Here is a 20,717-nt window from a genome sequence, read left to right on the forward strand (position 1 = left end):
TTTGTATGTCAGTTAAGACATAGTTCCGAAGAACTTGGCAATCGCCATCAAACGCCCACGCTTATCGGCTGTATTTTGTTAAGGATCCAACCCAATCTCTCGGGTAACTTCGCCGCGATCAGCGAAGCCTTGCAGTATACAACGGTTTTTGCCGTTGCGTAAAGAATTTTTTAAAATTTTTTACTTTTGACTGTTTTGCATTTTGGCGTTTACCTTGCATGCTTATTCCAGCCAAGCCCAAGAGTATAGCACTAGTTTGGAGCTGGCAGAGAAATTTTTACTATGCACCGAGGCGAATGCCCTTAATTCAAGAACGACTGGACTGTTCAGGGGTGCATTCAAGGCCGTATCAGGCGGCATCGATAATCAAGCATGTCTCTTATTTCATTACAGCAAGCCCAACTTTCATTTGGGCACGTCGCACTGCTTGACCATGCAGAATTTTCACTTGAGCCAATCGAACGGGTGGGCCTCATCGGGCGCAATGGAGCAGGAAAATCTTCGCTCCTGAGGATTCTTGCTGGCATGGAAAAGCCCGACGATGGGGACATGCGCGTTCAACAAGGGCTCCGGGTAACCTATGTAGCCCAAGAGCCCCAGCTGAATGATGCAAGCTCTGTATTTGAAGCGGTCAGCTCCGGCCTTTCACGCGTGATTGCACTGATCGATCAGTACTCACTCGGGGAAGGGGACTTGAATGCCATTCAAAATGAAATTGAGGTTTTCGACGGCTGGAACTGGGAGCAGCGCGTTCAGGAAACGCTGCACCGCTTGCATTTAGACCCCGACGCGCGCATCAGTGCGCTTTCAGGCGGCACCGCAAAACGCGTGGCCTTGGCTCAAGCACTTGTTACGGCACCCGATGTGTTGTTGTTGGATGAGCCCACCAACCACTTGGATCTCGACAGCATTGAGTGGTTAGAAGGTTTGCTCATTGACTTCAAAGGCAGCGTCGTGACCATTACCCACGACCGGACCTTCTTGGATCGGGTTGCCACACGCATCGTTGAATTAGACCGTGGTCACTTGTTGTCGTACCCCGGAAACTTCGCGCAATACCAAACTCAAAAAGAAGAACAACTCAACCAAGAAGCTGTGATCAACGCCAAAGCAGACAAAATGTTGGCTGGCGAAGAAATTTGGATTCGCAAAGGTGTTGAAGCACGGCGCACCCGCAGCCAAAGCCGCATTGCACGACTTGAAGCGCTGCGTGCCAGCCGAGAAGCCCGGCGTGATGCGGTGGGACGCGTCAAACTTGACGTGGCAAGCGGTGCACAAAGCGGAAAAATCGTCGCTGAACTCACTGACATCCACAAAGCATTTGGCAGCAAGGTCATTGCGAACAACTTTTCAGCCACCTTCCTGCGCGGCGACAAGATTGGCTTGATCGGTCCCAACGGCGTCGGCAAGAGCACCCTGCTCAAGATGATCCTGGGCGAACTCGAGCCCGACAGCGGAAAAGTACGTCAAGGTGCCAATTTACAAGTGGCCTACTTTGACCAAATGCGCAATGCCCTGGACATGAATGCCACGCTAGAGGACTTCATCAGCCCCGGCAGTGAATGGATTGAAATAGGCAACCAACGCAAGCACGTCAAGAGCTATCTAGACGACTTTTTATTCTCGCCAGCTCGCGCCACCTCCCCAGTGCGCTCCTTGTCAGGGGGCGAACGCAACCGCCTGCTGTTGGCTCGCCTTTTTGCCAGGCCCGCCAATGTATTGGTCTTGGACGAGCCCACCAACGACCTCGACATCGACACCTTGGAATTGCTTGAGGAGCTGCTGCAAACCTACAAAGGCACAGTCTTCATCGTCAGCCACGACCGCGCCTTCTTGGACAACGTCGCCACCAGCACACTGGTGTTTGAAGGCACGCCAGACAATCCCGGCTTTTGGCGCGAATACGAGGGCAGTGTCCAAGACTGGCTGATTCAATCAGCCCGCACACGCGGCCTGGCCGCAAATGAGACCTCGACATCGGCAGGCACGAAACCCGGCACGACCGCGACACCCTCTGCAGCCGGAAAAACGGCTAACGCCTCCACGTCTAAGCCACGCAAACTGAGCTACAAAGAACAACGCGAGCTCGACGCGCTGCCAGAGCTCATCAGCACTCTCGAAGCAGAACAAAAGCAAACACAAGCTGCCCTGGCAGACCCACAGGTGTATGCCAATGACCCCGCCCGCGTGGCCCAGCTGCATGCGCGTGATGGCGAAATTGAAACCGCACTCATGCACGCGCTAGAGCGCTGGGAAGTGCTTTCATCCCCCACCTGAGAGAAGACCCATGGGACAGCTCTACCTCGTGCGACACGGCCAAGCCTCTTTGGGTGCCGACGACTATGACCAACTCAGTCCCTTAGGGGCTCTTCAAGCGCAGCGCTTAGGTGAACATTGGCGCGCCCAAGGATTGCGCTTTGATGCCGTCTTCACTGGTACCCTCAAACGCCACAGACAAACATTTCAAGGCATCATGCAAGGGCTGGGCGCATCGCACCAAGAAACATTGTGGCCTGGCTTGAACGAGTACGACAGTGAGGCCGTCATTCGCAGCGTGCACCCAGGCCCCCTCATCAAACCGACCACGCCCGAGGGGTATCGCGAGCACTTTCGCCTGCTCCGTCAAGGCCTGAAAGCCTGGATGACAGGCCAAACCCAACCCGAGGGAATGTCCAGCCACAAAGCATTCTTACAAGGCATCACCAGTGCACTGGATCACATACGTCAGCAGCACCAAGGCAACGTGCTGCTGGTTTCAAGTGGTGGCCCCATCTCCATGGCCGTGGGTCATGTCTTGAATCTGGAAGTCGACAGCATCATTGAATTGAACCTGCGGCTGCGCAACAGCGCTGTGTGTGAATTCAACTTCAACCCCAAGCGCCACAGCCTGCTCTCTTTCAACACCATCCCTCACTTGGAAACACCAAGCCACAAGGAGTGGGTCACTTACGCCTGAGGCAACGGGGCTAAGGTCGACAAAGGCAAGGCCATCAGCTCTTGGAGCAAACGCGCCAATTGCTCGCCCGCACTCGTGACCAAGGCGTGTCCCTTGGCGGCAGTAGCCGCAGCAGCATTGCCCGCCGCCCCCTGGGGGTTGTAGTCCTGCATATGCCATCCCAACTTGGCGCTTTTTCCATCGCCCAGAACCGCACACTGGGCGGCACGCAGGCGGGACGTCGACTCAAAGTTTTGGGCCAAGGCCATCTTCACGGTCTCGGGAGCGAGCGCGAGCATCATCGACGTCTCCATGTCACCCGCATGCACGCCAAAGCGTTGCTCATCAGCAGAAAACGGCTGCATCGCAGCAGCATCCAAGGGCAAGTTGTACCAACTGCTGCTGTAGACCAACAAGCCATGCTGGCCACGCAACTCTCGCGCCACCACATCCATCAACCCGACGTTGCCACCGTGCGCGTTGAACAACAGCAATTTCTTGAAGCCCGCACGCGCCACCGACGCACCAATGTCGCACCAAAGCTGAATCACCGTCTGGGGTGACAAGGTCAAGGTCCCAGCAAACGCCATGTGCTCGGTGCTCAACCCAAGGCTTTGGGTGGGCAACACCCACACAGGATCTTGTTCAGACAGATGGGCTAAGGCAGCGCTCACCACCCCGTCCACCAGCACGGTGTCCACAGACAACGGCAAATGCGGCCCATGCTGCTCAGTCGCCCCCAGGGGCAGCACAGCCACGGCGCGTGCAGGATCAAGCGAAGCAAATTGCAACGAAGACATATTGGCCCAGCGAAACAAAGCCTGCGCTGCGGTGTCAGAAGGTGGGGTAGTGGCGTCCATGCCCACATCTTATCGGCTGCCTCGTTACCATTCCCCCATGCTCGACAACTCTCGCAACCTTTGTTTGTCAATCCTCACGCATCTGTGGCGAGCGATGCGGCGGTCCATCCTTTTGATCATGGGCGTTGGACTGGCAGCATCTGCCTGGTCACAGGGGTCCGTGGTCACCACACCACAAGTACGCGCCGAATTGGTGGTCCACGCACCCAACGGCGTACAAGCTGGCCAACCCTTGTGGGTGGGCTTGCTGTTGCAACACCAGCCCGATTGGCACACCTACTGGCGCAATCCAGGTGACTCGGGTCTGCCCACGCAGCTCAACTGGCACCTTCCTGCGGGGGTTCAAGCCGGCGCCATCGCTTGGCCACTGCCCCACAAATTGCGAGCTGGCAGCCTCACCAACTACGGCTATGACCGCGAGGTCTTGCTCGCAGTGCCTTTGACTCTCTCACCAAACTTCAAAGCAAGCACCACGCTGGAGATTGGTTTGCACGCCAACTGGTTGGTCTGTCGGCTCGAGTGCATCCCCCAAGAAGGTGACTTTCGGCTGAGCCTGCCCGCGCAAACCAGCCATGCGCCAATGTCCCGTGCGTTTGAAGCCGTCCTCGCCCAGCAACCACGCCCAGTGAACCCTGACAAGACGCAAGCCAACTTTGACATTCAAAACCAGACACAGTTCATCACGCTGCAAATCAGTGATTTGCCAGCGGCGCTCCAAGGCCATCGTTTGGCTGTGTTTCCTGAAACGGCCGACATTCTGGAGTCAGCGGCTGATCAACACCCCTTCGCAAGTCAGTCATGGCAAGGCGCGGTATGGAGCGCCCGGCTGCCGCTGAGCAGTTTGCGCCAAACCGCCCCCCCCACGCTGCCCTTGTTGTTGGTCGACGGTCAAGGCCCCTCCCAGCAAGGCTTTTCGCTCGCTATTCCTCTCCAGCAAGACTGGCCCGCCCTGCCAGATGGGCCCGTGACAAGCAGCGCTCCGGCAGCCTCACCAGAACAGCCTCATGAGGCAGGGCTGTGGGGCTTTGTCTGGGCTTTGGCAGGCGCCTTTGTCGGCGGACTGACCCTCAACCTCATGCCCTGTGTGCTGCCCATCCTGGCCATCAAAGTGCTGAGTTTTGCCCAACACAGCCGCCAGCAACGAGCCCATCGGATCGCTGGACTGGCCTACACCGCAGGGGTCGTGCTCAGCTTTTTGCTGCTGGGCTCGGGTGTGTTGGCGCTACGCGCCGCGGGTGAACAACTCGGTTGGGGCTTTCAATTGCAGTCGCCTTGGGTGGTCAGCGCCTTGGCCCTGCTGTTCACCCTGATTGCGCTCAACTTGTGGGGCCTGCTTGAACTTGGGCAAGTGCTCCCCTCATCCTGGCTTTCGTTCCAAGCCAGTCACCCGGCAAGCGACGCCTTGCTCTCAGGCGTGCTCGCCGTTGCCATCGCATCCCCCTGTACTGCGCCCTTCATGGGTGCATCCCTCGGTTTGGCCATGACCTTGCCCACCCCTCAAGCCCTGGCGATCTTTGCCAGCATGGGGCTTGGCTTGGCCCTGCCCTACTTACTCGCGAGCTGGTGGCCTGCTGTGGCGCGCCGCCTGCCCCATCCCGGTCCGTGGATGCTCATGCTGCGCCAGCTGTTGGCGTTTCCCATGCTCGCCACCGTGGTGTGGCTGCTGTGGGTGCTGGGCCAGCAAAGCAACCTCGATGTCAGCACCTTGCTGCTGGCTTGGCTGCTCGGTCTGTCGGCGCTGGTGTGGAGCGCCCGGTTTCGCACCCGAGGAGGACGCGTTTTGCAAGTGCTGTTTGCCTTGTACTTGGCTGGGTTGGGGACAACTTGGGTGCAATCGCTCCAATCGGCAACCACCCCAGACTCCGCCCCAACGACCCACGCGGCGAACGCACCTACAAGCGCGTGGCAAGATTGGTCCGAAGCCAAGGTGCGTCAGTCCCTGGCGCAGAACCAGCCCGTGTTTGTGGACTTCACCGCAGCTTGGTGCGTGACCTGTCAAATCAATAAAAAAACCACGCTCGGCAACCGCAGTGTCTTGGCCGACTTCCAAGCCCATCAGGTGAACTTGCTGCGTGCCGACTGGACGCGGCGTGACCCAGCCATCACCGCAGCGCTGAGTGCCTTGGGTCGAAGCGGCGTACCCGTTTATGTTCTCTATGCTCCGGGACGGGCACCCCTTGTCTTGTCTGAGTTGCTCAGCGCCAGCCAAATTCACGAGGCGCTTGCCACACTGCCATAGCCCCAGGCGCAAGACTGGCACCAACACCCATGAGCCCTGAACAACTCGACATCCATCCATGCCTGCGCCAGTGCCGCACCATCGCCGTGGTGGGGCTGTCGCCTAAGCCACACCGGGACAGTTACCGGGTGTCTCAGTACATGCAATCGCATGGCTACCGCATCATCCCAGTCAACCCGCTGGCCAAAGAAGTGCTGGGAGAACGCGCCTATGCCAGCCTGAGCGAAGCTGCACAACATGCGCAGATCGACATGGTCAACTGCTTTCGCAACGCCCAAGACATCCCGCCCATCGCCGACGAAGCCATCGCCATTGGCGCCAAAACCCTGTGGCTGCAAATCGGCATCTCCCACGCCGATGCCGCAACGCTTGCAAGACAAGCCGGTCTGTGGGTGGTTCAAAACCGCTGCCTGATGGTTGAGCACGCGCGCTGGGGTCGTCACCTCCCCTGAGCCGTCTCAACCAGTCCGCCACCTGCCATCGCCACACAGGGCTGGGACCCCCGGCTGGGCGACAATGGGGCCATGTTTGCACCACTCCAAAACGACTCCTTTTTGCGCGCTTGCTTGCGTCAAGCGACCGACCACACCCCTATTTGGCTGATGCGTCAAGCGGGTCGCTACTTGCCCGAATACTGCGCCACCCGCGCCAAGGCAGGCAGCTTCATGGGCTTGGCCACCAACACCGACTTCGCCACCGAAGTCACCTTGCAGCCACTGGAACGCTACCCACTGGACGCCGCCATCCTGTTCAGCGACATCTTGACCGTGCCCGACGCCATGGGCTTAGGACTGAGCTTTGCCCAAGGCGAAGGCCCCAAATTCGCCAAGCATGTCCGCGACGAAGCCGCTGTCGCTGAATTGGCTGTCCCAGACATGGACAAGCTGCGCTATGTCTTTGACGCCGTCACCTCCATTCGAAAAGCCTTGAACGGCCGGGTGCCCTTGATTGGTTTTTCAGGCAGCCCCTGGACCTTGGCTTGCTACATGGTCGAAGGCAGCGGCTCAGACGACTACCGCCAAGTCAAAAGCCTGATGTACAGCCGCCCAGATTTGATGCACCGCATCTTGGCCATCAACGCCGATGCCGTGGCCTTGTACCTCAATACCCAAATCGAGGCGGGTGCGCAAGCCGTGATGATTTTTGACAGTTGGGGCGGCGTACTGGCCGATGGCATGTTCCAGCAATTCAGCTTGGCCTACACCAAGCGCGTGCTGTCGCAACTCAAACGTTCACACGACGGTGCCATCATTCCCCGCTTGGTGTTCACCAAAGGCGGCGGATTGTGGCTGCCCGACATGGCCGCGCTCGACTGCGAAGTCCTTGGCGTGGACTGGACCGTCAATCTCAGCACCGCCCGGGCACAAGTCGGCGGCACGGTGGGCGGTCCTGGCAAAGCGCTGCAAGGCAACCTCGACCCGAACGCGTTATTTGCCCCTGCTGACGCCATTGCAGCCGAAGCACGCCGCGTCCTGGATGCCTTTGGCCGGCCCCACACCGATGCCAACGCCACAGGCCCTACGCACATTTTCAACCTTGGTCACGGCATCAGCCAATACACACCGCCGGACAACGTGGCAGTGCTGGTAGAGACCGTGCACCAGCACTCTCGCAAACTCCGAAATGCATAACCCAAAAAAGTCGACATCATCCAGAAACGGTTAAAAAAAACCTCTTGAAACTTCGACTTATGCACAAAATGATGAGTACATCGCACCAAGTTGAAGTTTTCTGATGTGGCCAAAAGAAACAACATCGATTTCTGTAACTCGTTGATTCATATAGGTTTACAGGATTGCTTTTTTTTCGGGCAGTTTGACCAAAGCCTTATTTTTCGGGCCTTTGGCCATGGTCAAGCAGAGATATCAACAAAGTTATCCACACAAACCTTGGGTTAGCCATGAAAGCCATGAGAATCAACAACTTAAGCGGCTTTTTCAAAGTTTTCATGAATAAACGCACCCAACTGGCCGCTTGACATGTCGCACCCAACCCCTGTCATGGTTCACACCCCCGCCCACAGCGGATTGGGTACAGCACTGACCTACGACAGTCCGACCTCGCTGCCTCCTGGCACCCTGGTACGCGTGCCTCTGGGGTCGCGGGAGCTGTTGGGCGTCGTCTGGGACAGCGATTCCACCGAGTTGTCAGAAGACATCGCCCTGCGCCCCATCAGCCATTGCCTGGAGGGCATGACGCCCTTGAGCCCCAACTGGCGCCAACTGGTCACTTTCACGGCGCACTATTACCAACGCAGCGTGGGCGAAGTGGCCTTGGCGGCCTTGCCCAACCAACTGCGTGAACTCAGCGCAGAACAATGGGCAAGGCGCCTCAAGCGAAAACTCAAAGCCAACGCGTCTGCACCACGTGCGGTGCCCACTGTGCCGCACGCTACCCCTGAGCAGGCGCAGGTTTTGGATCACATTGCAACCCACACAGGCCCCTTCTTGCTGTTTGGCAGCACGGGGAGTGGGAAAACAGAGGTCTACCTTCGCGCAGCCCACGAAGTGTTGACACGAGACCCCGCCGCACAAGTCTTGGTGATGGTCCCAGAAATCAACCTGACACCCCAACTCGAAGCACGCTTTCGTGAACGCTTTGCGCCATTGTGGGGCGAGGCTTGTTTGGTCACCATGCACAGTGGCCTCACGCCAGCCCAACGCCTGAACCACTGGCTGGCCGCGCACAGCGGCCAAGCGCGCATCGTGCTGGGCACGCGAATGGCGGTGTTTGCCTCCCTGCCTGGCTTGCAATTGATCGTGGTCGACGAAGAGCATGATCCCAGCTACAAACAACAAGAGGGCGCGCGCTACTCTGCCCGCGACTTGGCGGTTTATCGCGGGCAGCTGGAACACGTCAAAGTGATTTTGGGTTCGGCCACCCCCTCACTCGAAAGCTGGCACCACAGCCGCCCCAGCACCGATTCAGAGCCAGCCGGCCGCTACATGCGCTTGCACATGCCCTCCCGAGTTGGCCAGGGCGTTCTGCCCTTGGTGCGCCGTGTGGACATGAACCGACAACCCTACAAAACGGTGTTTTCCAACCATCTGCTCGACGCCATGCGCGAGCGCGTCACCCGAGGTGAGCAAATCTTGGTTTTGCTCAACCGTCGTGGCTACGCACCCGTGCTGCACTGCACCGACTGCGGCTGGAAAAGCGAATGCCCACATTGCAGCGCCTACCGCGTATTTCATAAGCTCGACCGCACCTTGCGCTGCCACCACTGTGGCTTCACCCAAGGTGTGCCACGGGCCTGTCCGAGCTGCGGTAACCAAGACATCAGCCCCTTGGGGCGTGGCACCGAGCAACTGGAAGAACACTTGGGCGAATTGCTGGCCGATGTGCGCCGCCCCGATGGCGCGCCCCTGCGCATTGCCCGCATCGACGCCGACAGCACACGCCTCAAAGGCGAGCTAGAGCGGCAGCTGGCCGAGGTGCACGCGGGTGCGGTCGACATCTTGGTCGGCACGCAAATGATTGCCAAAGGACATGACTTTCGACACGTCACCTTGGTCGCGGCACTCAACCCGGACGGCGCTTTGTTCTCGAGTGACTTTCGTGCCCCAGAGCGTTTGTTCAGTCTGCTGATGCAAGCCGCGGGGCGCGCCGGTCGCGACGCCAGCATCAGCCTGACCCAAGCATGCGAAATGTGGGTGCAATCCTTTCACCCGCAGCATCCGCTGTTTGAGGCCCTCAAGCAACACGACTACCCGGCGTTTGCACACCAACAACTCAAAGAACGGCAAGAAGCCAATTTGCCGCCCTTTAGCTTTCAAGCCTTGGTGCGGGCCGAGGCAAGAAGCCAGCAAGCAGCACAAGACTTTTTGTCGGCGGCGCGTGACGCAGGTGCAGCCGAGGCAGACCAAGCACGGGTCGACATCTACCCCGCAGTTCCCATGGCCATTCAGCGGGTGGCCAACGTGGAGCGTGCACAAATGCTGCTGGAATGCACCTCCCGCAAAGCGTTGCAAGCGTTCCTCAACCATTGGCAAGCCCAATTGCACACCTTGCGCAGCCAGCACAAGCAGGTCATCCGCTGGGCCATTGATGTCGACCCCCTGGCCATTTGAAGGACAGGGCCAAGTCCCTCAGCAAGCCCAGCCTTGTCCCCACTGGGCTCAGATCACTCAAGCGTGGAGCAAGGCCACGGCACCCGAAAAAGTAAAGAATGCCACCACGGTGGTGACCAAGATGATGCGCGCCACACGTCCGGTGTCAGCACCAAACCGCTCCGTCAACAACGCCACATTGCTGGCACTGGGCAGAGCCGCCACCAACACCACCACCACCAAGGTGAAGCGGTCCATGTCAAAACCCAAGGCCATCACCGAAGACAACACCAACAGCACCAGCAACGGATGCAACAACAACTTGAAGCCGGCGATCCACACATAGTCTCGCAGCAAGATGGGCGGGTGATCCGTGGCTCGGGACAACTGCTGAGAGCGCGCCAACACGGCACCAATGGTGAACAAGGCCACCGGAGAAGCCGAGTCTGCCAAAAGTCCCACCGTCTTGGCCAAGGGTCCTACCAGCTCGTAGGACATGGCCGAGGCCAACACGCCCAAACTGATGGCCCAAGGCATGGGGTTGGCCAACACCGCCTTGAGGGCATTTTGGGCGGCCCTTGCTGCACCATGCTCGTCAGCGCCATCCAGACGAGACAAAGCCACGCACAAAGAAGTGGTGAACACCAAGTCCACCACGATGGTCACAATGGCGGGCCCTGCTGCTCCTGCACCCAGCAAGGCCACCAACAAAGGCACGCCCATGAAACCTGTGTTGGGAAAAGCAGCCACCAACGCACCAAATGCTGCATCGCTCCACCGAATGCGTGAATTCAAACTCACCGCCACCGAAAAACCGACCATCAGCAAGGCGCACAGCAAATAAGACAAAAACAAGGTGGGGTCGAGCAGTTGCGCAATCGGCGAGCCAGAGCCAAACCGAAACAACATGCAAGGCAATGCGAAATAAAGCACAAAACCATTGAGGCCAGCGATCGCCTCTAAGGGCAACATGCGCCGCGCAATGGCCACGTAACCGGCCAACACCAGCGCGAAAAAAGGAAAGGTAACGGATAAAACGTGGAGCACACGGGTATTTTGCCCGCGAAGTGCCCCGGTATCATTGCCCGCTTTGCCTTCTCACACACACGCATGTCTGCTGGTCTCAATCTCGCACAACAAGAAGCTGTGAATTTCTTGCACGGCCCTTGTCTGGTTCTGGCGGGGGCGGGCTCCGGCAAAACACGCGTGATCACCCACAAGATTGGCCGCCTGATCCAGGCGGGACTTGAACCCAAGCGCATCGCCGCCATCACCTTCACCAACAAAGCAGCCGCCGAAATGCGTGAACGCGCCAAAGGCCTGATTGGCAAAGCGGCCAAAGACGTGGTCATTTGCACCTTCCACGCGCTAGGCGTGCGCATGTTGCGACAAGACGGTGGTGTCATGGGACTCAAGCCGCAGTTCAGCATCATGGACAGCGCCGATGTCACGGGTATCTTGAAAGATGCAGGCGGCACCACCGATGCAGCCACTGCACGTCAATGGCAGTGGACCATCAGCTTGTGGAAAAACATGGGCCTCAATGCTGCGCAAGCCGAAGCAATCGCCAAAGATGACAACGAACGCACCATTGCCAAAATCATGGCGCGCTACGAAGAACGTCTCACCGCCTACCAAAGCGTGGACTTTGACGACTTGATTGGCTTGCCACTCAAACTGCTGCAAGACCACGAAGAGGTTCGCCTCAAATGGCAAGCTCAACTTGGCCACGTGCTGGTCGACGAATACCAAGACACCAACGCCACCCAATACGAAGTGCTCAAGTGCCTGGTGGGCAACAACGCCCGCTTCACGGCGGTGGGGGATGACGATCAGTCCATTTACGGCTGGCGCGGCGCCACACTCGACAACCTCAAGCGCTTGCCGCAAGACTTTCCTGCCCTCAAAGTCATCAAGCTGGAGCAAAACTACCGCTCCACCAGCGCCATCTTGCGTGCTGCCAACAACGTCATCGAACCCAACCCCAAGCTGTTTCCCAAAACCTTGTTCTCTGAGCTGGGCGAAGGTGAACCGGTTCGCGTGGTTGACGCCGACAACGAAGAACACGAAGCCGAGCGCGTGGTGGCGCGCATTCAATCGCTGCGCGCCGGACACGAAGTGGCGGGCGAAGGCGCGCAACACCGAGAACTCAAAGACTTTGCGGTGCTCTACCGCGCCAACCACCAAGCACGTATCTTTGAAAAAGCCCTGCGCAAAGCGCAAATTCCGTACAAGGTATCGGGTGGACAAAGCTTTTTTGACCGTGCCGAAATTCGAGACTTGTGTTCTTGGCTGCGGCTGTGGGTCAACAACGACGATGACCCGGCTTTCTTGCGCAGCGTCACCACCCCCAAGCGCGGCATTGGACACCAAACCCTGCAAAGCCTGGGCGTGTTTGCCAGCCAGTACAAGCTGAGCCTGTTTGAAGCCTTGTTCAGCAGCAGCTTGTCTTCGGTGCTCAACGCGCGCGCGTTGGGTAGCCTGCACGAGTTTGGCCGCTATGTGAACGACCTGGAATTTCGCGCGCGCCACACCCAGGGCGCAGAAGCCGCACGCACCTTTCTGACCGATTGGCTCAAAGACATCGACTACGAAAAACACCTCTACGACTCGGAGGACAGCGAACAAGTCGCCGCCTCGCGCTGGACCAACGTCATGGAGTTTTGCGACTGGATGGCGCTGCGCTGTGGCGGCGAGATCGACGACACCGCTGGCGTCACCACCAGCGGCGAGACCAAAAACCTGTTGGAAGTGGCCCAAACCATCGCACTGCTGTCCACCCTGACGGAACGTGAAAAAGACCAAAACGTCGTCACGCTCTCCACCCTGCACGCGGCCAAAGGTTTGGAGTGGCCCCATGTCATGCTGGTCGGCGTGACCGAAGGCATGTTGCCGTTTCGACTGGACGACGAACCCGGCACCGAACACACCAACGAAAACATCGCGCTGCGATTGCAAGAAGAGCGACGACTCATGTACGTGGGCATCACGCGGGCGCAACGCACCTTGGCGGTGAGCTGGACACGTCGCCGCAAAAAAGGCCGCGACATGATTGCGGCCCAACCCAGCCGCTTCATCGCAGAAATGGGTTTGGACAAAACCACCGTCAAAGAAGACCCACGCGAAAAGCTCAAGGCCTTGCGCGCTGAATTTGCCAAACGCGCCTCAGACGCATCGGCAGAAACAGCGGCCGCCAACGCGCGCAACTGACCTGCCTGCCTGCCCATGCACCCCAATGATGGGGGCCATCACTGAAATTTGTTTGCCATCCGTACCGCGCCTCGATACATTCAGGCCTCACTCAAACCCACAAGGAGATATCTCGTGCAAGGAAAAATTGGCTTAGAAGAACACTTCGCGATCCCCGAAACCCTGCAAGACTCCGCGGGATTCTTGGCCGACGAAAGCTGGACCGAACTCAGCGCTCGCTTGGTCGACATCCAAGAACGTCGGCTGCGCGAGATGGACGACAACGGCATGGAGATGATGATCTTGTCGCTGAACGCGCCCGCCATCCAAGCCATCCCCAACCGCGCCAAAGCCATTGAAATGGCCAAACGCGCCAACGATTTTCTGGCCGAGCAAGTGGCCCTTCGTCCCAACCGCTTCCAAGGCTTTGCCGCCTTGCCCATGCAAGACCCAGACGCGGCCACCCAAGAGCTGGAGCGTTGCATGAAAGACTTTGGTTTTCGTGGCGCTTTGGTCAATGGCTTCTCCCAAACCGACACACCCGAGAACGTGGTCTATTACGACGCTCCGCAATACGAGGGCTTCTGGGCCAAAGCGGAACAACTGGATGCCCCGTTTTACCTGCACCCGCGCAACCCCATCTCATCTTGGGCCCAAATCTATGACGGTCACCCTTGGCTGATGGGCCCCACCTGGGCCTTTGCACAAGAGACGGCAGTTCACGCCTTGCGCTTGATGGCCAGCGGCCTGTTTGATCGCCATCCCGGCCTGAAAATTGTGCTCGGCCACCTCGGCGAAGGCCTGCCCTACAACATGTGGCGCGTGGACCACCGCAACGGCTGGGTCAAAGCGCCCAAGAGTTACCCCGCCAAGAAGCCACTGGCCGACTACTTCCAACAAAACTTTTGGCTCACCACCTCTGGCAACTTCCGCACCCAGACCTTGATCGACGCCATGCTGGAAATTGGCGCAGACCGCATTTTGTTTTCAACCGACTGGCCTTTTGAAAATGTGGACCACGCCTGCGAATGGTTTGATGCCACCAGCATCAGCGAAGCAGACCGGCTCAAGATCGGTCGCACCAACGCGGTGGATCTTTTCAAACTGAACGTGTGATGCACTCACTGGTCACGCAGTGATGGATTTTTTGCTGGAACCGTCCCTTTGAATATCAAAAGAGCTTCGGAGCAAACACCGATCCATAAACGGAACCGGTTGATTTTTTAGGGCGGCATCTCTATCGCAAGGCCAATAAAAAGGGTGCTTTAGATCACGAAGAGACGATGTTTTCGCTTTGTGATCGGCTCCCGATCTTGTTCGTCGACATCCTCGAATCGGCAGAAAAACTGATGCAGCACGGCTCCTCAATTGTGTGAGGAACCAGGCTCAACCGTGGCTTTTGAGCTTGAGTTTGAAATTCAACCACCCAAGAAAAATCACAAAAACTGCGCATGCTACAAAAAGTGATTCGTGATTCCCAATCACACCACCCAGCACGCCAACACAAAGTCCTGAACCAAATCGCAGACCCAAGGCTGACATATTGAATAGGCCAATGATCCTGCCGCGAAAGGCGATGGGCGCTTGCAATTGCACGATGGTCTGCGCAGCCGAATTGGAGGTCAGCTCTGCAAATCCCGCCACAAAAAGCACAACCAGAGAAAGAATGTAATTGTTGGAGAGTGCAAATGCCGCCAACGAAACCGCCCATACCAACGCAAAAAACATAGCTTTGCTGGTGGTCGGCTTGCTCTTGCTGCCTAAAAACTCCCACAACAAACCTGCACACAGTGCCCCCATGGCATCTGCCGCAAGGAGCATGCTGTAAGTCATCCCTGGATCGCCCAGTCCCATGTCATTTGCATAGGCTGGCATTTGCGCTTGGTAACTGTTTGCGACAAAGAATGAAGCACCTCCAGCCAGCAGCGTCATCATCCATACCTGCCGGTTGTTGACGATCTCTTTGAGCGTCAACAAGAGATCTTCAATTCCCCGAAAAGGTCGAGCAGGAGGTATTTCATTGGCTGGCCTGAATTGAGGTCCGCACGGCGCGTGAATCAACCAAATGAAGTGGGGAACATAAAGCAAACAGTTGGCGAGCAAACCATACTCAGGCCCCAACACAATCATCAATCCTCCGCCCACGCCTGGCCCAACAATCAAGCCCACATAACGCGCAGTCGCCAGAGTTCTCACTGCACTGGGAAGAACCTCTTGGCCCACCAGGTCATACAAGATGATTTGTGTGGCGGTACTCCAAAACACGCCGGACAAGCCATGTATCACCAATAAGAACATCGCCAACCCGACTGTCAGGGTGTCCGTCATCAAAAGGTAAGCCCACGCCGCAGAGCACCCCATGAACATGATCAAGCCCACTTGAATCAATCGCCTTGGGTCGTACCGATCAGCCAAAGCGCCTGCAGGGAGTGAAAAAACAAGAAACGGAATCCAATGGGATAAAACGGCAAAACCGCCGAGCACTGGCGAGTTAAATTTCTCAAACATGACCCAATAACTGATCACATGTTCCACGTTGTCAGCCATCATGGTCAATAAAAAACCTATGACCAAATGTCGGTATTGAGGAAGTCGCAAGGCCTCAAAAGAAGTATGCCTGTTCGGTTGTAAGTGCATTCGATTTCAGATGAAGTTAGGCATTGCAACTCACTATACACAAGCCACTTGTAAAGCAATCACTGAAAAGTCAGGTGTGTCACTGTTCGAGTCAAAACGCCAGGATCAGATTTGGATGCAACTCAACAATCAGGGCATCAAAACACTTGGTTTCCAAGAGCCATTTGTGAATTTGTATCTGCATTGATAGAGCAAGGTTCAGCTGCGCTTGTACACGATGACTTCACCGACTCGTCAATAGACGGTGTCGGGCTGGATGTGTGTGAGTTCTGAAAGGCTGAATTGAAGACGACCCGATTGAGGCAAAGAAAAACCGCCGTATCACAGAGTAATACGACGGTTGTTAATGGTGGCCTGGGGCAGAATCGAACTGCCGACACGCGGATTTTCAATCCGCTGCTCTACCGACTGAGCTACCGGGCCGAGAGCTAAATTGTAGCACCGTCAAAGCGCAGTTCGCGCCTCAGAGCTTGGCCACGGCCCGCAAGTTGTCTGCGGTGGTGGTCGGAAAACCAAAATACTCCAAGTAGGCCGGGATTTGTTCAAACAACATGTCCGACCCCACTTGCACGCGGCAACCCCTGGCTTGTGCCGCTGCCAAGAACGCGGTGATGTCCGAACGCATGACCACCTCACCCACAAAGGTCTGGGGGGACAAGCGCGACACATCCATTGGCAGTGGGTCACCTTCGTTCATGCCCATGGGAGTGGCGTTGACCACCAAATCAAAACCTGCTGGATCGTTTGACCCTGTGTTGACATCAATGCCAGGATAGTTTTGCTTCAACCGCTGCCCCAAAGCCTCAGCAGATGCAGTGTTCACATCGAACAAACAGATGGCAGCGATGCCGGCGCCTGCCAATGAGGCGGCAATCGCACACCCTACGCCACCACTGCCCACCACCAAGACACGCGCGCCCTGCAAGTTCAGGCCCTTGCGCTGCACGCCGCGTACAAAGCCAGCGCCATCAAACATATCGCCCACCAAACGGCCGTCTGCCATGCGCTTCACCGCGTTGCAGGCACCGGCCACTTTGACCGTGGCCGTGACCTCATCCAACAAGCCCACCGTCGTCACCTTGTGCGGCATGGTGATCAGGGCACCACGGATATTGGTCAAGGCAAAGACCGACTTTAAAAAAGTGGGGTAGTCCGGTGCTTGACAACCCATGGGCACCACCACCGCATTGACACCCGCTTGTTCAAAGTACGGGTTGTAAATCATGGGCGACTTGAAACTGTGTGTTGGGTAGCCTATGTGCGCAATGATTTCTGTGTTGCCGTTGATCGTCATGGAGCTTATTTTTTCTGAGCGTTTTTGGCAGCATTCACGCCTGCACGCAAGGCCAACAGGTAGCTGTCTTCGCCAAAACCACAGATCTGGCCTTTGACGATGGCGCCAAACACCGAGTGATGGCGAAACTCTTCGCGGGCATGGATGTTTGACATGTGCACTTCAACAATCGGACAGGTCAGAATGGCCAGCGCGTCGCGAATGCCGTAGCTGTAATGGGTCCATGCGCCTGCATTGATCAACACGGCGTCTACATGGTCGCGAAAGCCTTGGTGAATGCGCTCGCACATCTCGCCTTCGCTGTTGGTCTGGAAGCACTCCACCTCAACGCCCAACTCACTGCCCAGTTGTTTCATGCTGGCGTTGATTTCGTCCAAGGTGATGGTGCCGTATTGGGCAGGATCACGTTTGCCGAACATGTTGAGGTTGATTCCGTTGAGCATCAAAATTTTCATGACTGTCTCTGGTTGAAATTAAAAAAACAGCAGGCCTTGCTGAGCCCGCTGCCGTATCGCCTGACGAATCACTTGCGCAGTTTGGCCAACTCGGCCTGTACTTCGGCCACGATGGGGCCCACCGCCGCACTGTGCTTGTCGATCACAGGCTTCATCTTGTCACGCAGCTTGCTCACTTCTGCCGCAGAAAACTGAGACACGATCATGCCGTTTTTCTTGAGCAGCTCTAAGTTGGCAGCCAAGGCAGCGCGCGATTGTGCGCGCTGATTTTTGGCTGCAGCATCTGCTGAATCATCGATGATTTTCTTTTCTGTGGCGCTCAGGCTATCCCACACTTTTTTGCTGAAAAGCACGGACTGTGGGTTGTACTGGTGGTTGGTCAGCGTGACATATTTCTGCACTTCCCAAAACTTGTTGGCGGCAATCACAGAGACTGGGTTTTCTTGTCCATCAATGGCTTTTTGCTCCATGGCGGCATACACCTCAGGAAATGGCAGTGGCGTGGGGTTCGCGCCCAATGCTTTGACCCAATCCACGTTGATGGCATTTGGAATCACGCGCAGCTTGAGCCCTTCGATGTCTTCCACTTTGTTCAATGGGCGTTTGCTGTTCGTGATGCTGCGAAAACCCAGCTCCCAATACGACAGGCCCACAATGCCCTTGTCTTGCAACATGGCATGCATCTTTTGGCCAATCGGGCCGTCTGCGATGGCATCGGCTTCTTTTTCGTTCGAGAACATGAACGGGAAGTCAAACACTTCCAACGCTTTGACTTCGCTGGCCAAGATGCCCGAGTTCATGACCGCCATTTCAATGGTGCCACCTTTGATGGAAGACACCACCGCCTGGTCGCTGCCCAAGGCACCGTTCAAGAACAGTTGCACCTTGATCTTGCCGCCGGATTTGGCCGCCACCGACTCTGCAAAGGCTTTCATGCCAGCGACCGCAGGGTGACCCTCGGGACCGTTCAAGCCGAATTTCAAGGTGCGTTCTTTGATGTCTTGTGCGGACGCAAAGCCGACGGCAGCCATGGCCAAAGAGGCCAGCACAGATTTGATGAAAAAGCGTTTCATAGAAAAGTCTCCAAATTTAAGTTGCGTACGCACCCAACAAGTGTTGCATCGCCTGGCGTACTGTTGCAGGCGCTGCATCGAAGTTTCAATAGAACCAGCGTGCTGGCACCATCACCAAGGAAGGAAACAGCACCATCAAGAACATGACGATGAATTGAACCGCCATGAAGGGCAGCACACCGCGTGTGACCTCATCCATGCGCATGCGCCCCACGCCAGCGACCACGTTCAACACGGTTCCGACGGGCGGCGTCACCAACCCAATCGAATTGTTGATGATGAACAACACGCCAAAGTACACCGGGTCAATGCCAGCGGCTTTGACGATGGGCATCAGCACGGGCGTCAAAATCAAAATGGTAGGCGTCATGTCCATGGCAGTGCCCACGATCATGCACAGCACCATGATGGCCATCAGCAGCAGGGTGGGGCTGCTCAACAAGGGCTCCAGCAACGAGACCACTTGCGACGGCAAGTTGGCTACCGTGATCAACCATGCCGACACCATCGCAGCGGCAACCAAAAACATGATCACCGCCGTGGTTTTGGCCGCCGTTTGAAACACCTGGAACAGTTGCGTCCAGGTCAATTCACGGTAGATCACACCGGCCACAAACAAGGCGTAAACCGCAGCCACCACGGCAGCCTCAGTCGGTGTGAACACGCCCATGCGCAAACCCACCAGAATGATCAGCGGCAACATCAATGCCCAACCCGCACTGCGCAAAGCGGCTAAGACTTCTGCAGTGGATTTGCGGGGGGGCGGTGTCAACACCTCACGTCGCGTCAACCACCACCAGGTGGCCCACAAACCAGCCGCCAAAATGATGCCCGGAAAAATACCGGCCAAGAACAACTTGCTGATGGACACGTTGGCTGCTACGCCAAAAATCACAAACCCAATCGAGGGGGGAATGATGGGGCCAATCACCCCGCAGGCCGCAATCAAACCGCCGCTGCGTGCTTTGTCGTGCCCGGCCTTGACCATCATGGGCAACAGCAAGGCGGTGAGTGCCGCAGCATCCGCCACTGCTGAGCCCGACAGTGCTGACAGCAAGCATGCTGCGACGATGGTCACATAGCCCAAGCCGCCCCGAATGTGCCCCACCAGTGCCATGGCAAAGTCCACGATGCGACGCGACAAACCGCCGGTGTTCATCACCTCTCCGGCCAACATGAAAAATGGCACCGCCAACAGCGGAAAACTGTTGGCGCCTTCAATCACGTTTTGCGCCAAGATTTGCGCATCAAACATGTCCATGTGAATCATGAGCGCAGCGCCACACAAGAGCAGTGAAAAAGCAATCGGCACACCCAGTGCCATGGCAGCCAGCAAGGAGCCCAGAAATACAGCAATCGTCATGGGAGTCTTTCTTTTTATTTCAAGGGTGCAGGCACGTCGATGGGCTCTTCTTCAGACTCCCTCACCCCGATCAACTCGCTGTCTTCGAGTTGGCCCATGGCCAATCGCAGCAACCGGTCCAGCAAGATCAATGCGCCTGAAGCCGCCAGCACCATGCCACAGCCATAAAACAGCCCCATGGACAACTCCATCACCGGACTGGTCGACTCCCAGTTGATGAGGGCTTGGTTCAAGGAACCCACAAACAACAACCAGCAAATGAAGAGCATCAACGCGTGCCCGATCACCAAGAACACCTTTTGACCCTTGAGGGATAACTTGGAGACCAAGGTGTCGGAGCCCAAATGTGCGCCGTCTTTCATGGCCACCACGGCGCCCAAAAATGTCATCCAGACAAACAACCAGCGTGACAGTTCTTCAGACAGGGTCAAGCCTGAATTGAAGGCATAGCGCAACACCACATTGCCAAACACCAAAACAACCATGACGGCCAGTGCCACAGCGATCAAGACCTCTAAGAACCGACAGTAAACAGAAATGAACTTTGTCAGCATGTGACATGCCTCCAGAATGAGCCTGGCCATAATGTACGAACTGGATAGTTTTCTGTGGATCAGTGAAAA

General features: G+C 56.8%; 16 protein-coding genes and 1 tRNA gene. 8 read left to right on the top strand and 9 right to left on the bottom strand.

Features of this window, described 5'->3' with window-relative positions:
* Positions 1 to 372: 372 nt before the first annotated feature.
* Together ACKWJN_RS09750 and ACKWJN_RS09755 are read left to right on the top strand one after the other, a co-directional pair.
* Positions 373 to 2,277 (top strand): ATP-binding cassette domain-containing protein, encoded by a 1,905-nt coding sequence (locus ACKWJN_RS09750; RefSeq protein ID WP_408596415.1) that lies wholly within the window; start codon positions 373 to 375, stop codon positions 2,275 to 2,277.
* 10 nt (positions 2,278 to 2,287) lie between these two features.
* Positions 2,288 to 2,956, top strand: a complete 669-nt coding sequence (locus ACKWJN_RS09755; RefSeq protein ID WP_408596417.1) for a histidine phosphatase family protein — start codon at positions 2,288 to 2,290, stop codon at positions 2,954 to 2,956.
* On the opposite strand, the gene ACKWJN_RS09760 is transcribed toward ACKWJN_RS09755, so the two are convergent.
* The gene (locus tag ACKWJN_RS09760) at positions 2,947 to 3,795 is read right to left on the bottom strand and encodes a creatininase family protein (RefSeq protein WP_408596419.1); all 849 of its coding nucleotides are present in this window, start codon (positions 3,793 to 3,795) and stop codon (positions 2,947 to 2,949) included. The genes ACKWJN_RS09755 and ACKWJN_RS09760 overlap by 10 nt on opposite strands.
* Positions 3,796 to 3,913: 118 nt before the next feature.
* Here ACKWJN_RS09760 and ACKWJN_RS09765 point away from each other — a divergent pair, with 118 nt between their 5' ends.
* The 4 genes from ACKWJN_RS09765 (at position 3,914) to priA (ending at position 10,104) form a co-directional block, all read left to right on the top strand.
* Positions 3,914 to 6,034 carry a protein-disulfide reductase DsbD family protein gene (locus tag ACKWJN_RS09765; RefSeq protein WP_408596421.1) on the top strand — a complete coding sequence of 707 codons (2,121 nt, stop codon included), beginning with the start codon at positions 3,914 to 3,916 and terminating at the stop codon, positions 6,032 to 6,034.
* Between the two features lie 29 nt (positions 6,035 to 6,063).
* The gene (locus ACKWJN_RS09770) at positions 6,064 to 6,486 is read left to right on the top strand and encodes a CoA-binding protein (protein ID WP_408596423.1); all 423 of its coding nucleotides are present in this window, start codon (positions 6,064 to 6,066) and stop codon (positions 6,484 to 6,486) included.
* A 72-nt stretch (positions 6,487 to 6,558) separates the two neighbouring features.
* Positions 6,559 to 7,665, top strand: coding sequence for a uroporphyrinogen decarboxylase (hemE, locus tag ACKWJN_RS09775; protein WP_408596425.1), 1,107 nt, complete (start codon positions 6,559 to 6,561; stop codon positions 7,663 to 7,665).
* A gap of 348 nt (positions 7,666 to 8,013) precedes the next feature.
* Complete coding sequence (gene priA, locus ACKWJN_RS09780; RefSeq protein ID WP_408596427.1) at positions 8,014 to 10,104, top strand: primosomal protein N'; 2,091 nt, start codon at positions 8,014 to 8,016, stop codon at positions 10,102 to 10,104.
* Between the two features lie 57 nt (positions 10,105 to 10,161).
* On the opposite strand, the gene ACKWJN_RS09785 is transcribed toward priA, so the two are convergent.
* Complete coding sequence (locus tag ACKWJN_RS09785; protein WP_408596429.1) at positions 10,162 to 11,130, bottom strand: AEC family transporter; 969 nt, start codon at positions 11,128 to 11,130, stop codon at positions 10,162 to 10,164.
* A 63-nt stretch (positions 11,131 to 11,193) separates the two neighbouring features.
* Between ACKWJN_RS09785 and ACKWJN_RS09790 the strand changes: the two genes are divergently transcribed.
* Together ACKWJN_RS09790 and ACKWJN_RS09795 are read left to right on the top strand one after the other, a co-directional pair.
* On the top strand, positions 11,194 to 13,293 hold the full coding sequence (locus tag ACKWJN_RS09790; protein WP_408596431.1) for an ATP-dependent helicase: 2,100 nt from the start codon (positions 11,194 to 11,196) through the stop codon (positions 13,291 to 13,293).
* A gap of 114 nt (positions 13,294 to 13,407) precedes the next feature.
* Positions 13,408 to 14,388 carry an amidohydrolase family protein gene (locus ACKWJN_RS09795; RefSeq protein WP_408596433.1) on the top strand — a complete coding sequence of 327 codons (981 nt, stop codon included), beginning with the start codon at positions 13,408 to 13,410 and terminating at the stop codon, positions 14,386 to 14,388.
* Between the two features lie 270 nt (positions 14,389 to 14,658).
* Here the strand turns inward: ACKWJN_RS09795 and ACKWJN_RS09800 are convergent, their stop codons facing one another.
* The 7 genes from ACKWJN_RS09800 to ACKWJN_RS09830 form a co-directional block, all read right to left on the bottom strand.
* Positions 14,659 to 15,909, bottom strand: a complete 1,251-nt coding sequence (locus ACKWJN_RS09800; RefSeq protein ID WP_408596435.1) for an MFS transporter — start codon at positions 15,907 to 15,909, stop codon at positions 14,659 to 14,661.
* 347 nt (positions 15,910 to 16,256) lie between these two features.
* Positions 16,257 to 16,332 (bottom strand) — tRNA-Phe (locus ACKWJN_RS09805).
* 40 nt (positions 16,333 to 16,372) lie between these two features.
* Positions 16,373 to 17,203 (bottom strand): shikimate dehydrogenase family protein, encoded by an 831-nt coding sequence (locus tag ACKWJN_RS09810; protein WP_408596437.1) that lies wholly within the window; start codon positions 17,201 to 17,203, stop codon positions 16,373 to 16,375.
* Between the two features lie 5 nt (positions 17,204 to 17,208).
* Positions 17,209 to 17,658 carry a type II 3-dehydroquinate dehydratase gene (gene aroQ, locus ACKWJN_RS09815; protein WP_408596439.1) on the bottom strand — a complete coding sequence of 150 codons (450 nt, stop codon included), beginning with the start codon at positions 17,656 to 17,658 and terminating at the stop codon, positions 17,209 to 17,211.
* A 68-nt stretch (positions 17,659 to 17,726) separates the two neighbouring features.
* Positions 17,727 to 18,731 (bottom strand): TRAP transporter substrate-binding protein, encoded by a 1,005-nt coding sequence (locus ACKWJN_RS09820; protein WP_408596441.1) that lies wholly within the window; start codon positions 18,729 to 18,731, stop codon positions 17,727 to 17,729.
* Between the two features lie 85 nt (positions 18,732 to 18,816).
* Positions 18,817 to 20,094 carry a TRAP transporter large permease subunit gene (locus ACKWJN_RS09825; protein ID WP_408596443.1) on the bottom strand — a complete coding sequence of 426 codons (1,278 nt, stop codon included), beginning with the start codon at positions 20,092 to 20,094 and terminating at the stop codon, positions 18,817 to 18,819.
* Positions 20,095 to 20,108: 14 nt separating this feature from the next.
* Entirely contained in the window at positions 20,109 to 20,648 is a 540-nt protein-coding gene (locus tag ACKWJN_RS09830) for a TRAP transporter small permease (protein WP_408596445.1), read from the bottom strand.
* Positions 20,649 to 20,717 lie beyond the last annotated feature (69 nt).

Origin of the sequence: Limnohabitans sp., assembly GCF_046052825.1 — a bacterium.
Taxonomy (GTDB): domain Bacteria; phylum Pseudomonadota; class Gammaproteobacteria; order Burkholderiales; family Burkholderiaceae_C; genus Limnohabitans.